This is a genomic window from Streptomyces flavochromogenes, assembly GCF_000717595.1.
GTDB classification, from domain to species: domain Bacteria; phylum Actinomycetota; class Actinomycetes; order Streptomycetales; family Streptomycetaceae; genus Streptomyces; species Streptomyces flavochromogenes.
The window spans coordinates 278,350-293,642 of record NZ_JNZO01000014.1; the positions used below are offsets into that span (position 1 = coordinate 278,350).

A 15,293-nucleotide genomic window follows, 5' to 3' on the forward strand; every position below is an offset into this window, starting at 1 on the left:
TGGGCTACTGGGCGGGGTTGCTGCGGAGCCAGTCGAGGACGGGCTTGGCGATGTCGCGGGCGCCGTCGGGGCGTTCGAGGATCTGCTGGTGCAGGGCCGGGCATCGGGACTTGAGGAAGCGGAGCCGGTTGGTGATGTCCATCTCGGCGGCGATGTCGAACTCGTACTCGATGCCCTTGCGCTGCTCGGCGCGCATGCCGACCATCACGGGCTCGCGCCGGCCGCGGGCGTTCTCCTGGAGGACCCACTCGGTCTGGGACCGCATGGTGGCGACGACGTGCCCGGGGTAGGTGAGCAGCGCCTGCACCATGTCGTTCTGGAGCGGCGTGCCGTCCTTCCAGCCGGCGAAGCTGTTGCCGCCGTACCGGGTGGCCGCCTTCTCGACCTGGTCGAGGGTGCCGTCGGCGCCCTTCCAGAAGTGGCTGAGGGAGTCGACCTTGATGACCGGGTAGCCGACCTTCGCTGCCGTCTCCAGCGCCTTGATGAGGTCCCGGGGGTCGTAGCGGTCCATGCAGAGGGTGTCGAAGTGGATGCCGTTCTCGCCGACGTACAGGGAGGAGGCCCCGTGCTCGGTGTCGATGACGCCGAACCGTTCGCCTTCGGCGAGTCCGTGGGCGACGGACAGCCCGGTCTTGGTCTTGCCGCATCCGGACACTCCCTGGATGGAGATCCGTACCTTGCGGCCGTCCTTGGTGGCGGGCCGGAAGTCGAGTTCGGCGCTGGTGTCGGGAGTCTCCTGCCGGGGCTGTGCTCGGCGGACGGGCGGGGGCAGCTGGCTCACGAGTTCTCCTCGATGTACTTGCGCTCGAACCAGGGCGGGAGCGAGACGTGCAGGGTGGTGAGGCTGTAGCCCGGCCACTCGCCTGTGGCCTGGCAGTTGCGGTAGATGTCGATGGCTTCGCGGTTCATCTCGTCGCCGATGACACGGGCCGGGAAGTCGATCTCGACGACCTGCACTAGGTACGGCGGGTCCTTCTCCTGCATCACGAACTTGAAGGCGCCGTGCGGCGGGATGAGGCCGAGTTCGATGGCCACGCGCCGGTAGTGCGGGTCTTGCTGGAAGTAGCCGTGCTGGTAGATGGCCTTCTGGATGGCGTCGGGGTGGACGGAACGGGCGGACTTGTAGTCGACGATCTCGGTGTCGCGGAGCCAGTCGAAGCGGGTCCGGAGCCAGGTGCCGTGCTTGTCGGGCCAGAACGCGGACTGCTCGGCGATGCCGCTACCGGGGGTGAAGAGTTCTGACGCTTCGGGGTAGGAGGCGAGGACTTCGGCCATGTCGTCGATGCGCTGCTTGGCCTCGCGCTTGAGGGGCACGTTGCCGGCGGCGCGGATCTCGGCGACCTGGGCCTTGATCTCCTTGGTGTCCCAGCGGTCGGCGTCGACGACGATCAGCTCGGGCCCGTCGCCGAGGATGACGGTGTGGGCGGCGGTACCGAACTCGTAGGCGGGCTTGTAGGGCTCGGGGTGGTCGAGGAAGTGCTTGAAGCGGGCGGGGCAGTCGGTGAGGCGCCGGATGCCGGTGGAGGAGAGGCTGCCGCCGGGGATGGGGTCGGAGTGGTACAGCTCGGCGGGGATGTCGTACAGGCCGGGCTCGACCTCGCCCCCGGCGGCGGTCACTGGGTGTCTGCCTGAGCGTCGAGTGCGGCGACCAAGTGGTGCAGGCGGATGTAGAGCGCGACGGCGGCCGCGATCGTCTCGTGGTGGTCGTGGATGTCTGCGGTGGCGTGCTCTGTGAGGGAAGCGCGGGCTTCCTGGAGAGCGACGTCGAACGTCGGGGCCGTCTCGAGGGCGTAGTGCGCGATGTCGTGCAGCGGGGTCACGGCGTCGGTCACTGGGCACCGTCCTGGGCGTCGAGGCAGTCTTCGCAGACGGGGCCTTCGGGCTGGCGAATGAACGGGCCGCAGGTGTCGGTGCAGCGGGCACAGGTGATCACGCGGCACCGTCCAGCTGCTCGGCGCCGATGAGTCGGGTGCCGCCCTGTCCACCGCGGTTGCCGATGCGGTAGAGCGCGGTGACGTCGAACGGGTGCTGGGAGGTCCGGTCAGCGATGAGGTAGCGGATGTGGCCTTCGAAACTGTCCCCCTCGGCGACGCGCTGGCGGATGTCGTCGAGCAGGTCGAGCAGCTCCTGGCGGCTCATGTTCTGCATCTGGGGCTCCTGAGGGTGTGAGGAACCAGGGCCCGCCCCGTTTCGGGGGGGGCGGGCCCTGGCTGGCGCGGAGCCGGGGGAGGCTCGACGCGCCGGTCTGGGGGTGGGTCAGGCGGCGGCGACCGGCGCGGGCTCGGGCTGGTCCTCGCGAAGGCCGGTCACGTGGTACCGGCGGAGCACCTTGCCGAGGGCCTCGCGGGAGGCTTCGTTGAACGAGTCCGAGGTAGCCGTCATCCAGTCGATGTAGGGAAGGACTCGGGCGATGGCGTCGGCTGCGCGGGCGGCGTCGTCGCGCGACCACCAGCCGGAGAAGAGCCTCCAGCCGCTTCCAGTGACGATGGCCCACTCGGCTCCGAAGAAGCCGTTGTCGGTGGCCCGGAGGAAGAGGCCGTCGACATCGGTCTTGTAGGCGAGCTGCCAGTGCTGACGGGGCTCGGGGTCGTCCTGGGCGTGGCTCATCATGAGGATGGGGACGGCGCCCTGGGAGTCGGCGTCGAGGGTGGTGCGGATGAGGCAGCCGATGGCCGCGAAGGTGACCTGGTCCTGCTCGGCCTGGGTGAGCTCGTCGAACGGCTTGCGGAACATGGCGTAGGAGAGCGGGGCCTGGAGTGGCTCGGTGGGCAGCAGCCGGTCGGTGGTGGCGTTCGGGGAGTGCAGGTAGGGCCGGTAGCCGGCGGGGAGGTCGGCGTCGTCCTTGGGTGTCTGCGAGGCCTGGAAGGCGTGGTAGGCGTCGAGGAGTTCGCGGTGCTCGGCGGGGTCGAGGATGACGGCGAGGGTGTTGTCGCCCTTGGCGTCGAGGATGGTGCGGCTCATGCGGCGCCCGTTGTGCTCGCGGTCGCCGTCATTGAGGAACCGGTCGAGGGCCTCGACTGCGTCCTTGAGGGGGAAGCTGATCTGGGTCACTGCTGCTCCTTCTGGGATGCTTGGGGTGCGCCCCGTCGAATTCGCCTCGACGGGGCGTCCTGCTGGGGGTTGTGCCGCCGGGCCGGCAGGTCGGGTCACTGCTGGGCCCGGCGCGATCAGGCGGCCTGCGGGCAGCGGACTTCGGTGGCATCGCCGTACTCGACGAGGCGGTAGCGGAGGGCCGTTGCGGAGCACTCGCGGCATGTCCAGCGGTCCACGGCCGTGATTGCGGCGGGCGGGTCCCAGTCGAGCGAGTGGCCGTTCTCGACGGCCTGGGCGGGCGGCTCGTAGGTCATCGGGGACTCCGGTTGAGGTGGCGGCCGAGGGCCAGCAGGGCGACGGATGCGGCGGTGACGCCGGCGAGCTGGCACCAGGCGCGGGTCACTGGCCGGCCTCCTGTCCGAGGACTCGTCGGGTCCAGTCGTCGAGGGATTCGGTGTGCCCGTCGCGGATCGACGCCGTGAAGTCCGGGTCGGGGGCGGTGAGGGCGAGGGGGCGGGTGGGCTTCGCGGCCGGGTCACAGAGGAGTGCGGACACGATCGCCGTCTGCGGGGTCATGAGGCGGCCTGCTTGGCGGCGGTGCTCTGTGCATCCCGCTTGCTGCGGGCCAGGCGGCGGTGGTACGCGCGAACGCAAGCTCGACAGGCTCGACGCCCGCTGTATCGGGAGGTGTTCTCCTCGTCGTAGGGGTGCCCCTGGGGGCAGTGCGTCTTTCTGGCGTTGTGATCCGTGCCGTGGCGCTGCTTGTCTTGGGCGTTCTCCGAGCGTGTGCCATACGCCAGATTCGAGACCGCGTTGTTGAGCGGGTCGCCGTCCAGATGCCGCACTTCCTGGCCGGCCGGACGCGGGCCAAGGAAGGCGACTGCGACAACCTGGTGTACGAGCCAGGTCCGCTGTACTCCATTGGCGCAGAGCGAGACCCTGGGGTAGCCCACCCTGCCAACCTTGGCCTTGAGAATGCCGCCCCTGGTCGTCGGCCGAGGTCGTGATCGGACTTGGCCTTGGCTACTCACCTCGTAGCTGTTCTCGTACCCGGGGACCGCCAGCCAGATCGGTATGACGGGGGTGCCTTCATTCGGGTGGCTCACTTGATTCCTCCGGGAACCCAACCTGGGTAGTCGGCATCGCTCGAGCAGAGTTCGGGGTGGCGGAGCATGTAGATGGCGTCTCCGTCCGCGACGACCTCGTCCTCGTTGCCGAGGGCGGCGTGGCGAGTCTGGGAGGCGCGGAGCACGGCGATCTGCAGCTCCACGTCAGCGAGCGGCACGTCCAGCTGCTCGATCGGGTTGGGGGTCATGACGCCTCACCCCTCTGCTGCGGGACGGAGGGGAGGGGCGCGTCCACGGGGGTCTCGGCGCAGTTGCACTTGCCGACGCCGGCGACGTAGGCGCAGTACCGGTCGTGGCCGCCCCACGGCTTCCACGCGCCGTCCGACGGGGTGCTGCCTTCGTTGGCCTTGCGGCGGAACCTGCTCGCCAGCTGACGGCAGACTCCCAGGAAGCTTCCGGCGGCGTTCGGGTGGAAGTCGATGGCTTCGATCTCGTCGGCGACCTCGCGCAGGATCTCGGCGCGATAGGCGTCGGCGACGGTCTCGAACCGGTCCCGGCTGTCGCTCAGGAAGCAGTCGCGGAGGTCTTCCCGGGCGCTCATGCCGCGCTCCCGGGGGTGACGACGAGCTTCGGGTTGTAGGCGGCGAGCGTCTTGTTCGCCCGGGCCAGCTGACCGAGGTTGTACTCGCGGGCCTGGACGGTCTCCGGCTTCCGGCAGAGACTGATGCGGTAGGCGAGGGTCACGGCCTCGATCTCGGCGTCCAGCACGTGCTTCGGGATCTGCTGGCCGATCAGCAGGGCCACCGCGTCGGGCACGGGAACCTGGGTGGAGGGGAGGGTGATCATCAGGCGGCCTCCGTCCAGACGGTGGAGCCGAGGCGGCGCTCGTACACGACGGCGCTCGGGTCCTCGGCGGCCGCGGCCTTCGCGATGGCCTTCCGGCTCGCTCCGGTACGGACGATCAGGGCGTTCGGGCCGTCGACGTCGTCGAAGGGGATGGCGACGCCGTACTCGCGGCGGGCGGGGGCGACGGTAACGTTGTTGGACACGGGGTCCTCATCTCTCTCGCAGGTGATTGCGTGTAGAGGGGTGGATCTCGGAGGGCCGGTCGTCGGGTGTAGGAGCCCGGCGTCGGCCCGCATAGCCGGCTAGGCGGCGAGGGCGGCCTGCGGCTTCGATGCCGGCTGGCGCTTGGCGCGGCGAGGGCGCCGGATCGGCGTGGGGTGGACCCGGCCGGCCTGGTAGTAGTAGTCGAGGTCCTCGCGGCTGACCCGGATCGTGCCGGAGTCGCCGTTGGAGCGGCTGTGGGGGTAGCCGTCCTCGTTGATCCGTCGCCGGACCGTCTTCACGCTGACCTTGAGGAGGAACGCCACCTCCTGGAGGCTGAAGTACGGGGCGTTCAGGTCCTTGGGCTCACTGGGCAGGGTGTAAGCCTTGCTGGCCACTTCATTTCCTTTCTGTGGGGTCCTCTGTGGGGGCGAGGAGGTCTTCGTCGGTCGCCTGGAGAGCGGCACGGAGACGGCTGTACTTGCTCGGGCCCATGCGGCTGCGAGTGCCTCGTTCGAGCTTTCGCAGGTAGTTCGCGGTGATGCCCACTTGCTCGGCGAGCTGTTGGACCTCTAGCCCCGCTTGCATGCGCTTGGTGCATATGGCCGCCCCGTCCACCTCGAAGGTGGTTGGGGGTTGATGCATGCCTAGAAGTTACCCACAGATGCCCACGTCGTCTACCCATACCTGCCCATGAAGTACCCAGGGCTGGACACTACTGAACGGTAGATACCCGCTGACCTGGGGCAACGCTGGGTTAAAATTCCGGCCGTTTCCCTAGCTAGTCCTAGCTGGTCCCGGCGAGTCCTGCGAAGATGACCCCATGGCACCCAGTGACCTTGACCGCCTCGCCGAGACGGCGCGCAAGCGCCGCCTCCAGCTCGGGCTAGCGCTCAACGACAAGAACGCCCAGGCCGGCGGCACATCCAAAGGCACCTGGCAGCGTGTCGAAAAGGGCATGCCAATCCGCGTCACCAACTACGTGAAGATCGACGGCTTGCTCCATTGGGCGCCTGGGAGCTGCGCCGCCATCCTGGAAGGCCGCGGGCCGGTGTCCGTCGAGCCCATGGAGGGCAACCCCGATGTCGTGGTTTCAGACATCCCTCCCGAGATGATCGACGCCGAAGCCAGGGATGTCATCCGGCTGGTAGCGGTCGCCACGACTAAGGGTCTGACGGCAGATGAGATCCGCGAGCTGAGCGACCGGGTGGTCCGTGAACTGCGCGATCAGGGGCTGCTCGGCGGCTGAAACTACTCCGAAAGTCGTACAACCTTTTTGGCTCCTGCAGATAGTGATAAAAACGCCTGGCCGTTTGTGACTCAGGTGGTTCCATCTTGCACAGAACGTGGCAGAGTCAAGGCACACCCTCGGAGGCTCCCGCACCATCCCGACAGGGGGAGCCATGCTGCAAACCGGCGTTCTCATAGTCGACTACGGGCCCACGTTCCAGGGGACCGTAGTGAAGACCGACAACGAAATCGTCTGTGTCGTACCTCGCCAGCTGCTCCCCCGCAGTGAAGCCAGCAACAACATGCGGGAGTTGGTCGAGTCTCATGGTGGGACCTGTGGCAATTGTTCCGGCTGCCCCCTCGGTAGCTGGAGCTGAGATCATGGGAACGCGGAAGCCTTGGCGGTAGGGGTACCTGCCAGGCATCCGCGTCCTCCACCCGCACAGAGGGGGTAGCCGCATGGCTGGCTTCGATCAGCACGTTCACGTCGAATGGCGAGGAAGCACCTGCCGCGTGAAGTGGTGGGCAGGCGACCACCTGCCGAACGGGCGTAAGCGCTACGAGTCCAAGGGCGGGTTCACCGACGAGGACAGCGCCTACAGGCACGGCCAGGACAAGCTGTACGAGATTCGGCACGGCACACATGTCAGCAACCGCGACGGCGCGACACCAGTGTCGGATTGGGCGGACAGCTGGTTTGAATCTCTGGACCTCCGCCACCTGTCCATCCGGAACTACAAGTGGCGCGTCGCGCATATCAAGGCATTCTTCAAGCAGCGGCCCGTCAGCGAGCTCACGATCATGGACCACCGGTCGTTCAAGAAGTACCTGGCGGCCGTTCCTTTGGGCGCGAAGAGCCAGACCCAGATCCTGAGTACCTTCGCCACGATCATGGACGACGCCGTGAAGGCCGGCCTGATCAAGCAGGCCCCCATTGAGCGCCAGGGCCGCCGGGGCAAGTTCGAGCGGAAGCCGCGCGAGCGCAAGCACGACATGGCGGTTGAGTCCGTTGCAAGGCTGGCGCACAACGCCGACATCCGATGGGGCCTTGCCGGCTTCGTCTATGTGTGGACGATGGCAATGACCGGCATGCGACCAGCAGAGCTGTACGGGCTCACACGGGAGTACTGCTACCCGCACTGGCCCAAGACGGACCTGCGTCAGGACGAGAGCGAAGTGGATCGCTACGCCGACGACCTGCTGAGGTACGGCGCAGACGGTGAGCTGCTGCCTGCCATCCGTGTCGAGCGCCAAGTGCAGTACGAGAACGGCATCCTCAGCCTCCACCCTCCCAAGTACGACAGCTTCCGCACGCTGGTTGTGCCGCCATTCCTGGCGGGGCTCCTTGAGGCGCTGCTGGCCTCCCATGAGTCTCCCTGGGTGTTCCCGGCGATCGAGGGGGGCAGCCTCGGTGCGGCCTCGTTCAACAAGGAGTACTGGCGCCCCGTGGCCGACGGTGCCCCTGCCTCCGGCGGGCCGAAGCTGTGGCGGGAGGAGATGCCTCCTGTGCAGCGATTCGTCGGCAAGCGCCAGTACCTCGTCCGACACGGGCACAAGGAATGGCTCGACGAGGATGGGCACCCGCGGTTCGCCGTCGAAGCTCGCATGGGGCACGAGTTGGCAGGCGTCGAAGGGACCTACAGCAACCTCACGGTCGCCATGGAGCAGGGGATCATGCGCTCTCTGCAGGCCCGATGGGAGGCCCTGCCGGCGGCCCTGAGGGATCGGCCTGTTCGCGACAAGCAGGTGGTCCAGCAGAACGCCGTCGGTTCCATTACTGCGCTGGTGCGGCAGATGCTCGCGGAAGGTGTGACCGAACCTGACGCGATCGTTGCTGGCGTGGAGGCGGCTCGGCCTGGCTCGCAAAGGAACTCGGTGCTTCAGGCGCGGCGTCGGTTGCTGGCTGACGCGTAGCTCGGTTTCCCAGTCGTTTCCCACTGGTGGGTGACGGGAAGAATGTTTTGCAGGTCAGGCCGGTGCTGAGGGACCAGAACTACGGATTCCTAGGCCATCATGTGCATGTTGAGGGGTACGTCCGTGCCGCCGGATGCCTTCTTGATGTCGGCCTTGAACTGCCGCATCGCGGGGGTGTCCGACTCGAAGGGCTGGAACTGAAGCAGTACGTGGACCCCGTCGAGGGCCTGCTTCGTCGCGTCCTTCGCGAGCAGCCCGGGGTCGTAGTCCGTCGGGTCGGAGATGACGCCCTTGTAGCCGGACCGCTTGAGCGCGGTGAAAAGGCCGATGTTGTACGGCGTCTGCATCACGGAGACGACGGCGTCCGGTGCGCCGCCGCCGGGACCCGAGCGGAGGATCTCCTTGGTGTAGGCCGACCAGTCGCTGGGCATCGAGGTCGCCGGCACCACGGCCTTGGCGTACGCGACCTGGAAGCCGGCGGCCTTGAAGCCCTGGGTGAAGGTGCGGATGCCGAACTTGCCGGCGTCGTTGTCGCCGGCGATCAGCGCGACCGACTTGCCGCGCGAGCCGCCCAGGACGGCCGCGAGACCCTCGGGCCAGGTCTGGTTGAGCGTGCCGCCCGGCGTCGGGACGAGGCAGCCGTTGAAGCCGTAGAGGTGCGCCGGGCCGCAGAACGAGGGGAGAGTGCCCCAGCCCACCGTCGGGACCTTCTGGGCGTCGAGGAAGTCGGCCCCGGCGAAGGTGACCGAGCTCATGGGCGAGACGGCGAAGACCTTGTCCTGCTGGACGAGCTTGCGCGCCGCGGCCAGGTTCCTCGCGGGGTCCTGGCCGTCGTCCTCGGCCCCCAGGTACTCGATCCGCCGGCCGTTGATCCCGCCCTCGGCGTTGGCCCGGTCGTAGCGGGCCCGGGCGCCGAGGTCGGTGTCCTTCTTGGAGTAGCCGCTGGCGGTCGTCATGGAGACGATGCCTCCGACCTTGATCGTGTCGGCGGTGACTCCGCGTACGGAGGAGGGGGTGCCCCCGCCGCTGGACGCGGAGTTGCAGGCGGTGACGAGGAGCAGGGCGAAGCTGGCGGCGATGAGGCGCAACGGTCGAGGCACGGGCGATCCCTCCGTCGGGTGACCGCATTCTGTAACCGACCTGACGAACCGTCAATGACTGATACAGCGTCAATTGACGAACCGTCAGGTGGCAGGTCTGCCTCCTAGTGCGGTGCCGCGGGGATGCTGCGGGGCCCCGTGCAGCGGGCGCCCGCCTCCTCCACCCGCCGGCGCAGTTCGCGGTCGGCCGTGACGACCAGGCACGGCCGGCCGCCCGCGCTCCGGGCCAGTTCGGCGATCAGGTCGTCGCCGCTGCCGGGCGCCTCCTCGACCCGCACGCCGGGTACGGAGGCGACGCCCCGGGCGCGGCCCTCCACGACCAGCACGATCTCGTACGGGCCCGCGAACGGGCCGTCGGCCGGTCCGCCCGTCATGGCGAGCCGGTCGCGCAGCCGCTCCGCGGCCCCGCGCCGGTCCCGCCACCAGCCGTCCGGCACCGATCCCACGACGTTGGCGCCGTCGACCACGAGCAGGGGACGGAGCTGCGAGTCATCAGGGCTCATCGCCCCAGGATGTCAGCAAGCCCTACGGGCAGGCGGTGACGGTGTCGCCGGGGTCCCGGACGTACCGGCTCGACGGCGGTTCCCCGGGGGAGCCTCACCGGCCTGGGACGCTCGTACGACAGCCTTGCCTCGGGGCCCCCACCGCGCTTGCCGGGTTCGGCCGAGTGACACCGTTCACCCGCCTCCCGGCCGACGCCGGCCCCCGCACCCCGGACCCCGGCGTGCCTGGGACCCCGGCGGGTTCGACGGGGACCTCAGGTGGCGGCTTTCACCTCGACGGAAGAGGGTAGGCGGGGGCGACGACGAAAGGCAGAAGATCCATGACCGAGAGCCGACCCGCGACGACGACCGACTCCGGCGCCCCGGTGGAAAGCGACGAGCACTCGCTCACCGTGGGTCCCGGGGGGCCGATCCTCCTCCAGGACGCCTATCTGATCGAGCAGATGGCGCAGTTCAACCGCGAGCGCATCCCGGAACGCCAGCCGCACGCCAAGGGCAGCGGCGCGTTCGGCCACTTCGAGGTCACCCACGACGTCAGCCGCTACACCAAGGCCGCGCTGTTCCAGCCGGGCACCCGCACCGACCTGGTCGCCCGCTTCTCCACGGTGGCCGGCGAGCGCGGCAGCCCGGACACCTGGCGGGACCCGCGCGGTTTCGCGGTGAAGTTCTACACGTCCGAGGGCAACTACGACATGGTCGGCAACAACACGCCCGTGTTCTTCGTCAAGGACCCGATGAAGTTCCAGCACTTCATCCGGTCCCAGAAGCGCCGTGCCGACAGCAACCTGCGCGACCACGACATGCAGTGGGATTTCTGGACCCTCTCCCCCGAGTCCGCGCACCAGGTCACCTGGCTGATGGGTGACCGCGGTATCCCCCGCAGCTGGCGCCATATGAACGGGTACACCTCCCACACGTACATGTGGATCAACGCGTCCGGTGAGCGGTTCTGGGTGAAGTACCACTTCAAGACCGACCAGGGCATCGACTTCCTCACCCAGGCGGACGCCGACCGGCTGGCGGGCGAGGACTCCGACTTCCACATGCGGGATCTGTTCGAGCACATCCGGGACGGGGACTTCCCGTCGTGGACGCTGCACGTGCAGGTGATGCCGTACGAGGACGCGGCCGGGTACCGGTTCAACCCGTTCGACCTCACCAAGGTCTGGCCGCACGGCGACTATCCGCTCATCCCGGTGGGCCGCATGACGCTGGACCGCAATCCCACCGACAACCACGCCGAGATCGAGCAGGCCGCGTTCCAGCCGAACAACCTGGTCCCCGGCATCGGACCGAGCCCCGACCGGATGCTCCTCGCCCGGCTCTTCTCCTACGCGGACGCCCACCGGGCCCGCCTCGGCACCAACTATCAACAGCTGCCGGTGAACGCCCCGGTCGTCGACGTCCACACCTACTCGAAGGACGGGGCGATGGCGTACCGGAAGACGTCCGATCCGGTCTACGCTCCGAACTCCAAGGGCGGACCCGCGGCCGACACCGAGCGGTACGGCAGTCCGCCGAGCTGGACCGCCGACGGCGAGATCACCCGGGCGGCCTACGTCTCACATCCGGAGGACGACGACTGGGGCCAGCCCGGAACCCTCGTGCGCGAGGTACTGGACGACGCCGCCCGCGACCGGCTCGTGGACAACGTGGTCGGCCACCTCCTCGACGGCGTGAGCGAGCCGGTCCTGGAGCGTGCCTTCACGTACTGGACGAACATCGACGCAGCCCTCGGCAAGCGCATCTCCGAGGGCGTCCGCGCCAAGCAGGCCTCCTAGGGACGGCCGTAGGGCCGTGCTCGGTCGCGCTCAGCACTCCACCGTGAAGAAGCCGTCCGGGCCGCCTGCGCCGACGCGTGGACGGCGTAGCCGAACCGGTCCGTGAGGTCGGGCACGTCCCGGTTCGCGGACCGGTTCGCGGTAGTTGAAGAACAGGTCCTTCGTCGCTCCCCCGTTCTTCAGGATCCGGGCGATCGCGATGTCGTCGGGGTGGCCGTGGACCTTTCCGTACGTGGAGATCAGATTGCGGCCGCAGTCGAGGAGGCCGAGGAGGTTGTTCGAGAGGTTCTTGGCGCTGCCGTGGTGGGCGACCTCAAGGGCGCCGATCCGCAGCCGGCGTTCTCCGCCTCGGTACGCGGGCGGAGCGCGGCCACCAGGCGCGGGGCGTCAGCGTCACCGGTGAGGACGACTTCCCGCGCCGTCGAAGCGTCGCGGCAGCGCGTCGGTGAACAGGCTGACGCGGCCGGCGCGGGCGAAGGACTCCTGGCTGTGCAGTGTCGCGAAGTAGACGCGTGTTTCCGTGGCACGAGACCCTCGGGCAGGGGCTGCCGCTGAGCGGAACCCACCCGAGGTTGTCCGTGTCGCCCCGTTCCTTCCCCTCGGTGACGGCGGCGACGCCGTTGTCGATGGTCGCCTCTTCCACGACCTGCTCCGCCCCCGTCGCCGGGTGGACGAAGGGCGCGGGCGCGGCCCCGCTCCACAGGAGCGCGAGGGTCCCCAGGGGTCCGCTCGTGTCGTGGTACCCGCCGATCATCCAGGTCGCGAACTCGCGTGCCGAGACGGGCGGCGAGGAGAGCTGCCGCATGGCCACTGCGCCCGGATGGTCCGTCGGCGACCACCCTGCAGATGCGCGTACGCCCCGACCCCGATGACGAGTGCGTGGGTCGCCGCGACGCCCACGTCCTCGACGTGGACGGTGAATCCGGCCATGGAACCTCCACGTGGCGCATGGGCGGGCCGGTGGGAGGCTTTGCTTCTAGCATAGGAGGAGGAGTGGCTTATGTCCCTCGGAGGCCGTGATGGGAAAGAACATCGTGGTGTGCCTGGACGGGACGGGCAACCAGCTCAAGGCCCGCGGCAACACCAATGTCGTCACCCTCTACGAGATGCTCGACCTCGGCGACCCGACGGCGCAGATCGCCTACTACGACCCCGGCGTCGGTACGTTCGCCGCCGCCGGCGCCTGGACCCTCCCGGCCCGGAAGCTCTCCCGGCTCCTCGGCCTCGCCTTCGGCGCCGGGCTCAAGGAGAACCTGGCCGAGGCGTACACCTACCTGATGCACCATTACGAACCCGGCGACCGGATCTACCTCTTCGGCTTCAGCCGCGGCGCGTACACCGCACGCGCCCTGGCCGGGCTGCTCAAGGCAGTCGGCCTGCTACGGCCCGGATCGGAGAACCTCGTGCCGTACGCGATCTCCGTGTACGCCAAGAACCGGACCTGGACCGACGACGACTGGAGGCAACTGCACCAATTCGCCCACGCGTTCAGTCGCAGGGTGGACGAACACACCGGAATCCCCGTTCATTTCATGGGAATCTGGGACTCGGTCAAGGCGGCCGGACTGCTGCGCTGGAACCTGCGCTGGCTCTTCACGCGACGGATCCCCAACGTGGGGCGTGTCCGACACGCCGTCTCGATCGACGAGAAGCGCCGACCGTACGAGGAATACCTCGTCCTGCCGCCGGAGAAGCCGGGAGCACCGGGGCCGCTCATCGAGGAGGCCTGGTTCGCCGGAGTCCACTCCGACGTGGGCGGCACCTTCGACGACGACCCGAAGCTGCCCACCGTCGCACTCAAGTGGATCGTGGACGGCGCCCTCGACGCGGACCTGCTGCTCCGGAAGAACGGCTACGGCAAGCACCTCACGCTCGACGCCGGTCACGCGCTGGGCACGGTGCACCGCATGGGCGCCGTGTGGGCCCTGCTCACCTACCGACCGCGCCGGGTCCCTGCCGGTGCCCACGTGCACGAGAGCGTACGGCTGCGGATCGCGGCGGACACCGGGTACGCGAAGCGGATCCCGGACGGGGTGATCTGGACGGACAAGGAGTGGTTGACGCCGCATCCCCGCGCCGGAGCCGGGGCGCGGGCGTCTCGGCAGACGGCGGGGGTCAGGGGCGACGGGCCTTCGCCAGGGCGGTGAGGACCCGGCGGGTCTTGCTGTCGGGGAGCTCGGAGAGTGTCACCCCGCGCTCCCGCACCGCCTCCTCCAGCTTCCGCTGCCTGCGCTCGGCCCGCGCCGCCAACTCCTCGACGTCGTCCCCGTCCTTGGGCTTCACCCGGGTCGACGCCTCAAGAAACTGCAGTCCGGCGACCCGCCACGCCTCCAGATCGACCTCCAGATCACCGAGCGCGACGTCGGCTGCCTTCGTGGAGAGGACCGGCCCCAGCGCGACCAGCCCGTCGAGCCGGACGGCGGGTACGCAGACGTCCAGGAACTGGTCCTGCAGCGCGCCGATCGACGCGGCGGAATCCGCCCCGGGCTGCACCGCGCCCAGCAACGCGCCCGGAGGGTGACCGTGGGTCAGGGAGGCGGCGACCATCCGGCGGTCCGCCGACCAGTCCTCCTCGATCCGGTACGTGAACGGCGTGGCGTCGAACGGGTCCGTGAACCGGCCTACCAGCTTCTCCCGGTCGCACGGCCGCAACTTCACGGTCAGTTCGTCCAGGCCGCCACCGATCCTGAACCGTACGATCACGCCCTCGTCCAGCAAGCGCACCCGGCCGTCGGCGACGCCGTCCCGGTCCTCCGCGAACCAGATCCGGCGCGTGGTCTGCGCGACGCCCTCCCCGCCCAGCGCCGACAGGGCCGCTGCGGCCTCACCCTCGATGTTGACCTTGATCTCGATCGGCAGCAGGTTCATGGCTTCGCTCCCGCACGATGTCCGGGAAAATCCGGCTGTTCCATGGTATTCACACCGCCTTGCGGGCCGCAGCGCGACCGGGGACGCGTGCACGTTCAACCACCCACAGGACCCCCTGGGTTGCCACGCTGAGCCGCCGCCGACCGGCGGGGATGCTCGCCGGGAGGCGTCCGAGCGGTCAGCCGGACGACGGACAACCCGAAGGGCCGAAACCGCGGTCGCGGATTCGGCCCTTCGCCGCAGAGTCGGAGAGTGCCCCACGAGGCGGGTTCCCCCAGGTTTCGACCACGGAACCGGCATGGCGAGATGCGGTCCCGGTGCTGCTGAGGTAGGCACGGAACATGACCCTGCAGCACCCTTCCGAACGGGGAGGCCATGGGCGAGGCCCGTTCGAACGCCTCGCGGAGCGAGCGTCGAATCTGACGAGCTCCCCTCTGTTCTTCACGTTCTGCCTGCTGCTCGTCGGAGCCTTCGTCTGGGTCCATGCGGCGGGTCTGCCGGCGAGCTGGCAGCTCCTTGTCGGGGACACCATGGTCTCGGTGACCCTGCTGCTGCTCGCCCTGCTCAAGAACGCCGAGCGGCGGGCGGACCGTGCGATCCAGCGCAAGCTCGACGCGGTCGCGCTGGCGCTCCTTCAGGAACGCCGACGTGCGACCGGCGAGGCATTCGACTCGCTGGAGGAGGCCATCGGCTCGGAGGAGGACTCCTGAGACGACCGGCCACTGCGGCTGGATTCCGGCCGCCGGTGTC

Annotated in this window: 21 protein-coding genes and 1 pseudogene; 5 read left to right on the forward strand and 17 right to left on the reverse strand. The window is 68.8% G+C overall.

Annotated elements, in window-relative coordinates:
• Nucleotides 1–4 precede the first annotated feature (4 nt).
• The 14 genes from IF00_RS0119370 to IF00_RS0119445 form a co-directional block, all read right to left on the reverse strand.
• Nucleotides 5–781 carry an ATP-binding protein gene (locus IF00_RS0119370; protein ID WP_051820444.1) on the reverse strand — a complete coding sequence of 259 codons (777 nt, stop codon included), beginning with the start codon at nt 779–781 and terminating at the stop codon, nt 5–7.
• Nucleotides 778–1,617, reverse strand: a complete 840-nt coding sequence (locus IF00_RS0119375) for a PD-(D/E)XK nuclease-like domain-containing protein (RefSeq protein WP_030319674.1) — start codon at nt 1,615–1,617, stop codon at nt 778–780. Before IF00_RS0119375 ends, IF00_RS0119370 begins: the two co-directional genes overlap by 4 nt.
• Nucleotides 1,614–1,832 (reverse strand): hypothetical protein, encoded by a 219-nt coding sequence (locus tag IF00_RS0119380; RefSeq protein WP_030319676.1) that lies wholly within the window; start codon nt 1,830–1,832, stop codon nt 1,614–1,616. The genes IF00_RS0119375 and IF00_RS0119380 overlap by 4 nt, the downstream gene beginning before the upstream one ends.
• A gap of 97 nt (nt 1,833–1,929) precedes the next feature.
• Complete coding sequence (locus tag IF00_RS0119390; RefSeq protein WP_030319677.1) at nt 1,930–2,148, reverse strand: hypothetical protein; 219 nt, start codon at nt 2,146–2,148, stop codon at nt 1,930–1,932.
• A 108-nt stretch (nt 2,149–2,256) separates the two neighbouring features.
• The gene (locus IF00_RS0119395) at nt 2,257–3,051 is read right to left on the reverse strand and encodes a hypothetical protein (protein WP_030319679.1); all 795 of its coding nucleotides are present in this window, start codon (nt 3,049–3,051) and stop codon (nt 2,257–2,259) included.
• A 116-nt stretch (nt 3,052–3,167) separates the two neighbouring features.
• Nucleotides 3,168–3,347, reverse strand: a complete 180-nt coding sequence (locus IF00_RS41420) for a hypothetical protein (RefSeq protein WP_037638550.1) — start codon at nt 3,345–3,347, stop codon at nt 3,168–3,170.
• A gap of 85 nt (nt 3,348–3,432) precedes the next feature.
• Nucleotides 3,433–3,609 (reverse strand): hypothetical protein, encoded by a 177-nt coding sequence (locus IF00_RS45715; protein WP_158710498.1) that lies wholly within the window; start codon nt 3,607–3,609, stop codon nt 3,433–3,435.
• Nucleotides 3,606–4,139: an NUMOD4 motif-containing HNH endonuclease gene (locus IF00_RS48065; protein ID WP_158710499.1), complete on the reverse strand. Its 534-nt coding sequence runs from the start codon at nt 4,137–4,139 to the stop codon at nt 3,606–3,608. The genes IF00_RS45715 and IF00_RS48065 overlap by 4 nt, the downstream gene beginning before the upstream one ends.
• Nucleotides 4,136–4,348, reverse strand: coding sequence for a hypothetical protein (locus IF00_RS0119420; protein ID WP_030319683.1), 213 nt, complete (start codon nt 4,346–4,348; stop codon nt 4,136–4,138). Before IF00_RS0119420 ends, IF00_RS48065 begins: the two co-directional genes overlap by 4 nt.
• Entirely contained in the window at nt 4,345–4,701 is a 357-nt protein-coding gene (locus IF00_RS0119425; RefSeq protein WP_030319685.1) for a hypothetical protein, read from the reverse strand. The genes IF00_RS0119420 and IF00_RS0119425 overlap by 4 nt, the downstream gene beginning before the upstream one ends.
• Nucleotides 4,698–4,946 carry a hypothetical protein gene (locus IF00_RS0119430; protein ID WP_030319687.1) on the reverse strand — a complete coding sequence of 83 codons (249 nt, stop codon included), beginning with the start codon at nt 4,944–4,946 and terminating at the stop codon, nt 4,698–4,700. Before IF00_RS0119430 ends, IF00_RS0119425 begins: the two co-directional genes overlap by 4 nt.
• Nucleotides 4,946–5,149, reverse strand: coding sequence for a hypothetical protein (locus tag IF00_RS0119435; protein ID WP_030319688.1), 204 nt, complete (start codon nt 5,147–5,149; stop codon nt 4,946–4,948). Before IF00_RS0119435 ends, IF00_RS0119430 begins: the two co-directional genes overlap by 1 nt.
• Nucleotides 5,150–5,248: 99 nt before the next feature.
• Entirely contained in the window at nt 5,249–5,545 is a 297-nt protein-coding gene (locus IF00_RS0119440; RefSeq protein WP_030319690.1) for a helix-turn-helix domain-containing protein, read from the reverse strand.
• Nucleotide 5,546: 1 nt separating this feature from the next.
• A complete protein-coding gene (locus IF00_RS0119445) occupies nt 5,547–5,792 on the reverse strand; it encodes a helix-turn-helix domain-containing protein (RefSeq protein ID WP_030319692.1) in 246 nt (81 codons plus the stop codon).
• A gap of 178 nt (nt 5,793–5,970) precedes the next feature.
• Between IF00_RS0119445 and IF00_RS0119450 the strand changes: the two genes are divergently transcribed.
• Together IF00_RS0119450 and IF00_RS0119455 are read left to right on the forward strand one after the other, a co-directional pair.
• Nucleotides 5,971–6,396, forward strand: coding sequence for a hypothetical protein (locus tag IF00_RS0119450; protein WP_030319693.1), 426 nt, complete (start codon nt 5,971–5,973; stop codon nt 6,394–6,396).
• Nucleotides 6,397–6,836: 440 nt separating this feature from the next.
• Nucleotides 6,837–8,291, forward strand: a complete 1,455-nt coding sequence (locus IF00_RS0119455) for a phage integrase SAM-like domain-containing protein (RefSeq protein WP_158710500.1) — start codon at nt 6,837–6,839, stop codon at nt 8,289–8,291.
• Nucleotides 8,292–8,386: 95 nt separating this feature from the next.
• Here the strand turns inward: IF00_RS0119455 and IF00_RS0119460 are convergent.
• Both IF00_RS0119460 and IF00_RS0119465 read right to left on the reverse strand, forming a co-directional pair.
• Nucleotides 8,387–9,391: pseudogene (locus tag IF00_RS0119460) on the reverse strand (ABC transporter substrate-binding protein); the annotation flags it as partial.
• 104 nt (nt 9,392–9,495) lie between these two features.
• Nucleotides 9,496–9,894, reverse strand: a complete 399-nt coding sequence (locus IF00_RS0119465) for a PIN domain-containing protein (RefSeq protein ID WP_030319698.1) — start codon at nt 9,892–9,894, stop codon at nt 9,496–9,498.
• Nucleotides 9,895–10,214: 320 nt separating this feature from the next.
• Here IF00_RS0119465 and IF00_RS0119470 point away from each other — a divergent pair, with 320 nt between their 5' ends.
• Together IF00_RS0119470 and IF00_RS0119480 are read left to right on the forward strand one after the other, a co-directional pair.
• Nucleotides 10,215–11,675, forward strand: a complete 1,461-nt coding sequence (locus IF00_RS0119470; RefSeq protein WP_030319700.1) for a catalase — start codon at nt 10,215–10,217, stop codon at nt 11,673–11,675.
• Between the two features lie 1,019 nt (nt 11,676–12,694).
• The gene (locus IF00_RS0119480; protein ID WP_078944763.1) at nt 12,695–13,822 is read left to right on the forward strand and encodes a DUF2235 domain-containing protein; all 1,128 of its coding nucleotides are present in this window, start codon (nt 12,695–12,697) and stop codon (nt 13,820–13,822) included.
• On the opposite strand, the gene IF00_RS0119485 is transcribed toward IF00_RS0119480, so the two are convergent.
• A complete protein-coding gene (locus IF00_RS0119485) occupies nt 13,791–14,543 on the reverse strand; it encodes a hypothetical protein (protein ID WP_030319704.1) in 753 nt (250 codons plus the stop codon). The two genes, IF00_RS0119480 and IF00_RS0119485, sit on opposite strands and share 32 nt — an antisense overlap.
• Nucleotides 14,544–14,884: 341 nt before the next feature.
• Here IF00_RS0119485 and IF00_RS0119490 point away from each other — a divergent pair, with 341 nt between their 5' ends.
• The gene (locus tag IF00_RS0119490; protein WP_030319705.1) at nt 14,885–15,253 is read left to right on the forward strand and encodes a low affinity iron permease family protein; all 369 of its coding nucleotides are present in this window, start codon (nt 14,885–14,887) and stop codon (nt 15,251–15,253) included.
• Nucleotides 15,254–15,293: the final 40 nt, after the last annotated feature.

What these genes read in the sequence shown, in the direction of transcription:
- IF00_RS0119485 (WP_030319704.1), bottom strand. Translation starts at nt 14,543, where the DNA reads ATGAACCTGCTGCCGATCGAGATCAAGGTCAACATCGAGGGTGAGGCC.
- IF00_RS0119480 (WP_078944763.1), top strand. Translation starts at nt 12,695, where the DNA reads ATGGGAAAGAACATCGTGGTGTGCCTGGACGGGACGGGCAACCAGCTC.
- IF00_RS0119490 (WP_030319705.1), top strand. Translation starts at nt 14,885, where the DNA reads ATGACCCTGCAGCACCCTTCCGAACGGGGAGGCCATGGGCGAGGCCCG.
- IF00_RS0119420 (WP_030319683.1), bottom strand. Translation starts at nt 4,348, where the DNA reads ATGACCCCCAACCCGATCGAGCAGCTGGACGTGCCGCTCGCTGACGTG.
- IF00_RS0119425 (WP_030319685.1), bottom strand. Translation starts at nt 4,701, where the DNA reads ATGAGCGCCCGGGAAGACCTCCGCGACTGCTTCCTGAGCGACAGCCGG.
- IF00_RS0119455 (WP_158710500.1), top strand. Translation starts at nt 6,837, where the DNA reads ATGGCTGGCTTCGATCAGCACGTTCACGTCGAATGGCGAGGAAGCACC.
- IF00_RS0119450 (WP_030319693.1), top strand. Translation starts at nt 5,971, where the DNA reads ATGGCACCCAGTGACCTTGACCGCCTCGCCGAGACGGCGCGCAAGCGC.
- IF00_RS0119445 (WP_030319692.1), bottom strand. Translation starts at nt 5,792, where the DNA reads ATGCATCAACCCCCAACCACCTTCGAGGTGGACGGGGCGGCCATATGC.
- IF00_RS0119465 (WP_030319698.1), bottom strand. Translation starts at nt 9,894, where the DNA reads ATGAGCCCTGATGACTCGCAGCTCCGTCCCCTGCTCGTGGTCGACGGC.
- IF00_RS45715 (WP_158710498.1), bottom strand. Translation starts at nt 3,609, where the DNA reads ATGACCCCGCAGACGGCGATCGTGTCCGCACTCCTCTGTGACCCGGCC.
- IF00_RS41420 (WP_037638550.1), bottom strand. Translation starts at nt 3,347, where the DNA reads ATGACCTACGAGCCGCCCGCCCAGGCCGTCGAGAACGGCCACTCGCTC.
- IF00_RS0119390 (WP_030319677.1), bottom strand. Translation starts at nt 2,148, where the DNA reads ATGCAGAACATGAGCCGCCAGGAGCTGCTCGACCTGCTCGACGACATC.
- IF00_RS0119430 (WP_030319687.1), bottom strand. Translation starts at nt 4,946, where the DNA reads ATGATCACCCTCCCCTCCACCCAGGTTCCCGTGCCCGACGCGGTGGCC.
- IF00_RS0119470 (WP_030319700.1), top strand. Translation starts at nt 10,215, where the DNA reads ATGACCGAGAGCCGACCCGCGACGACGACCGACTCCGGCGCCCCGGTG.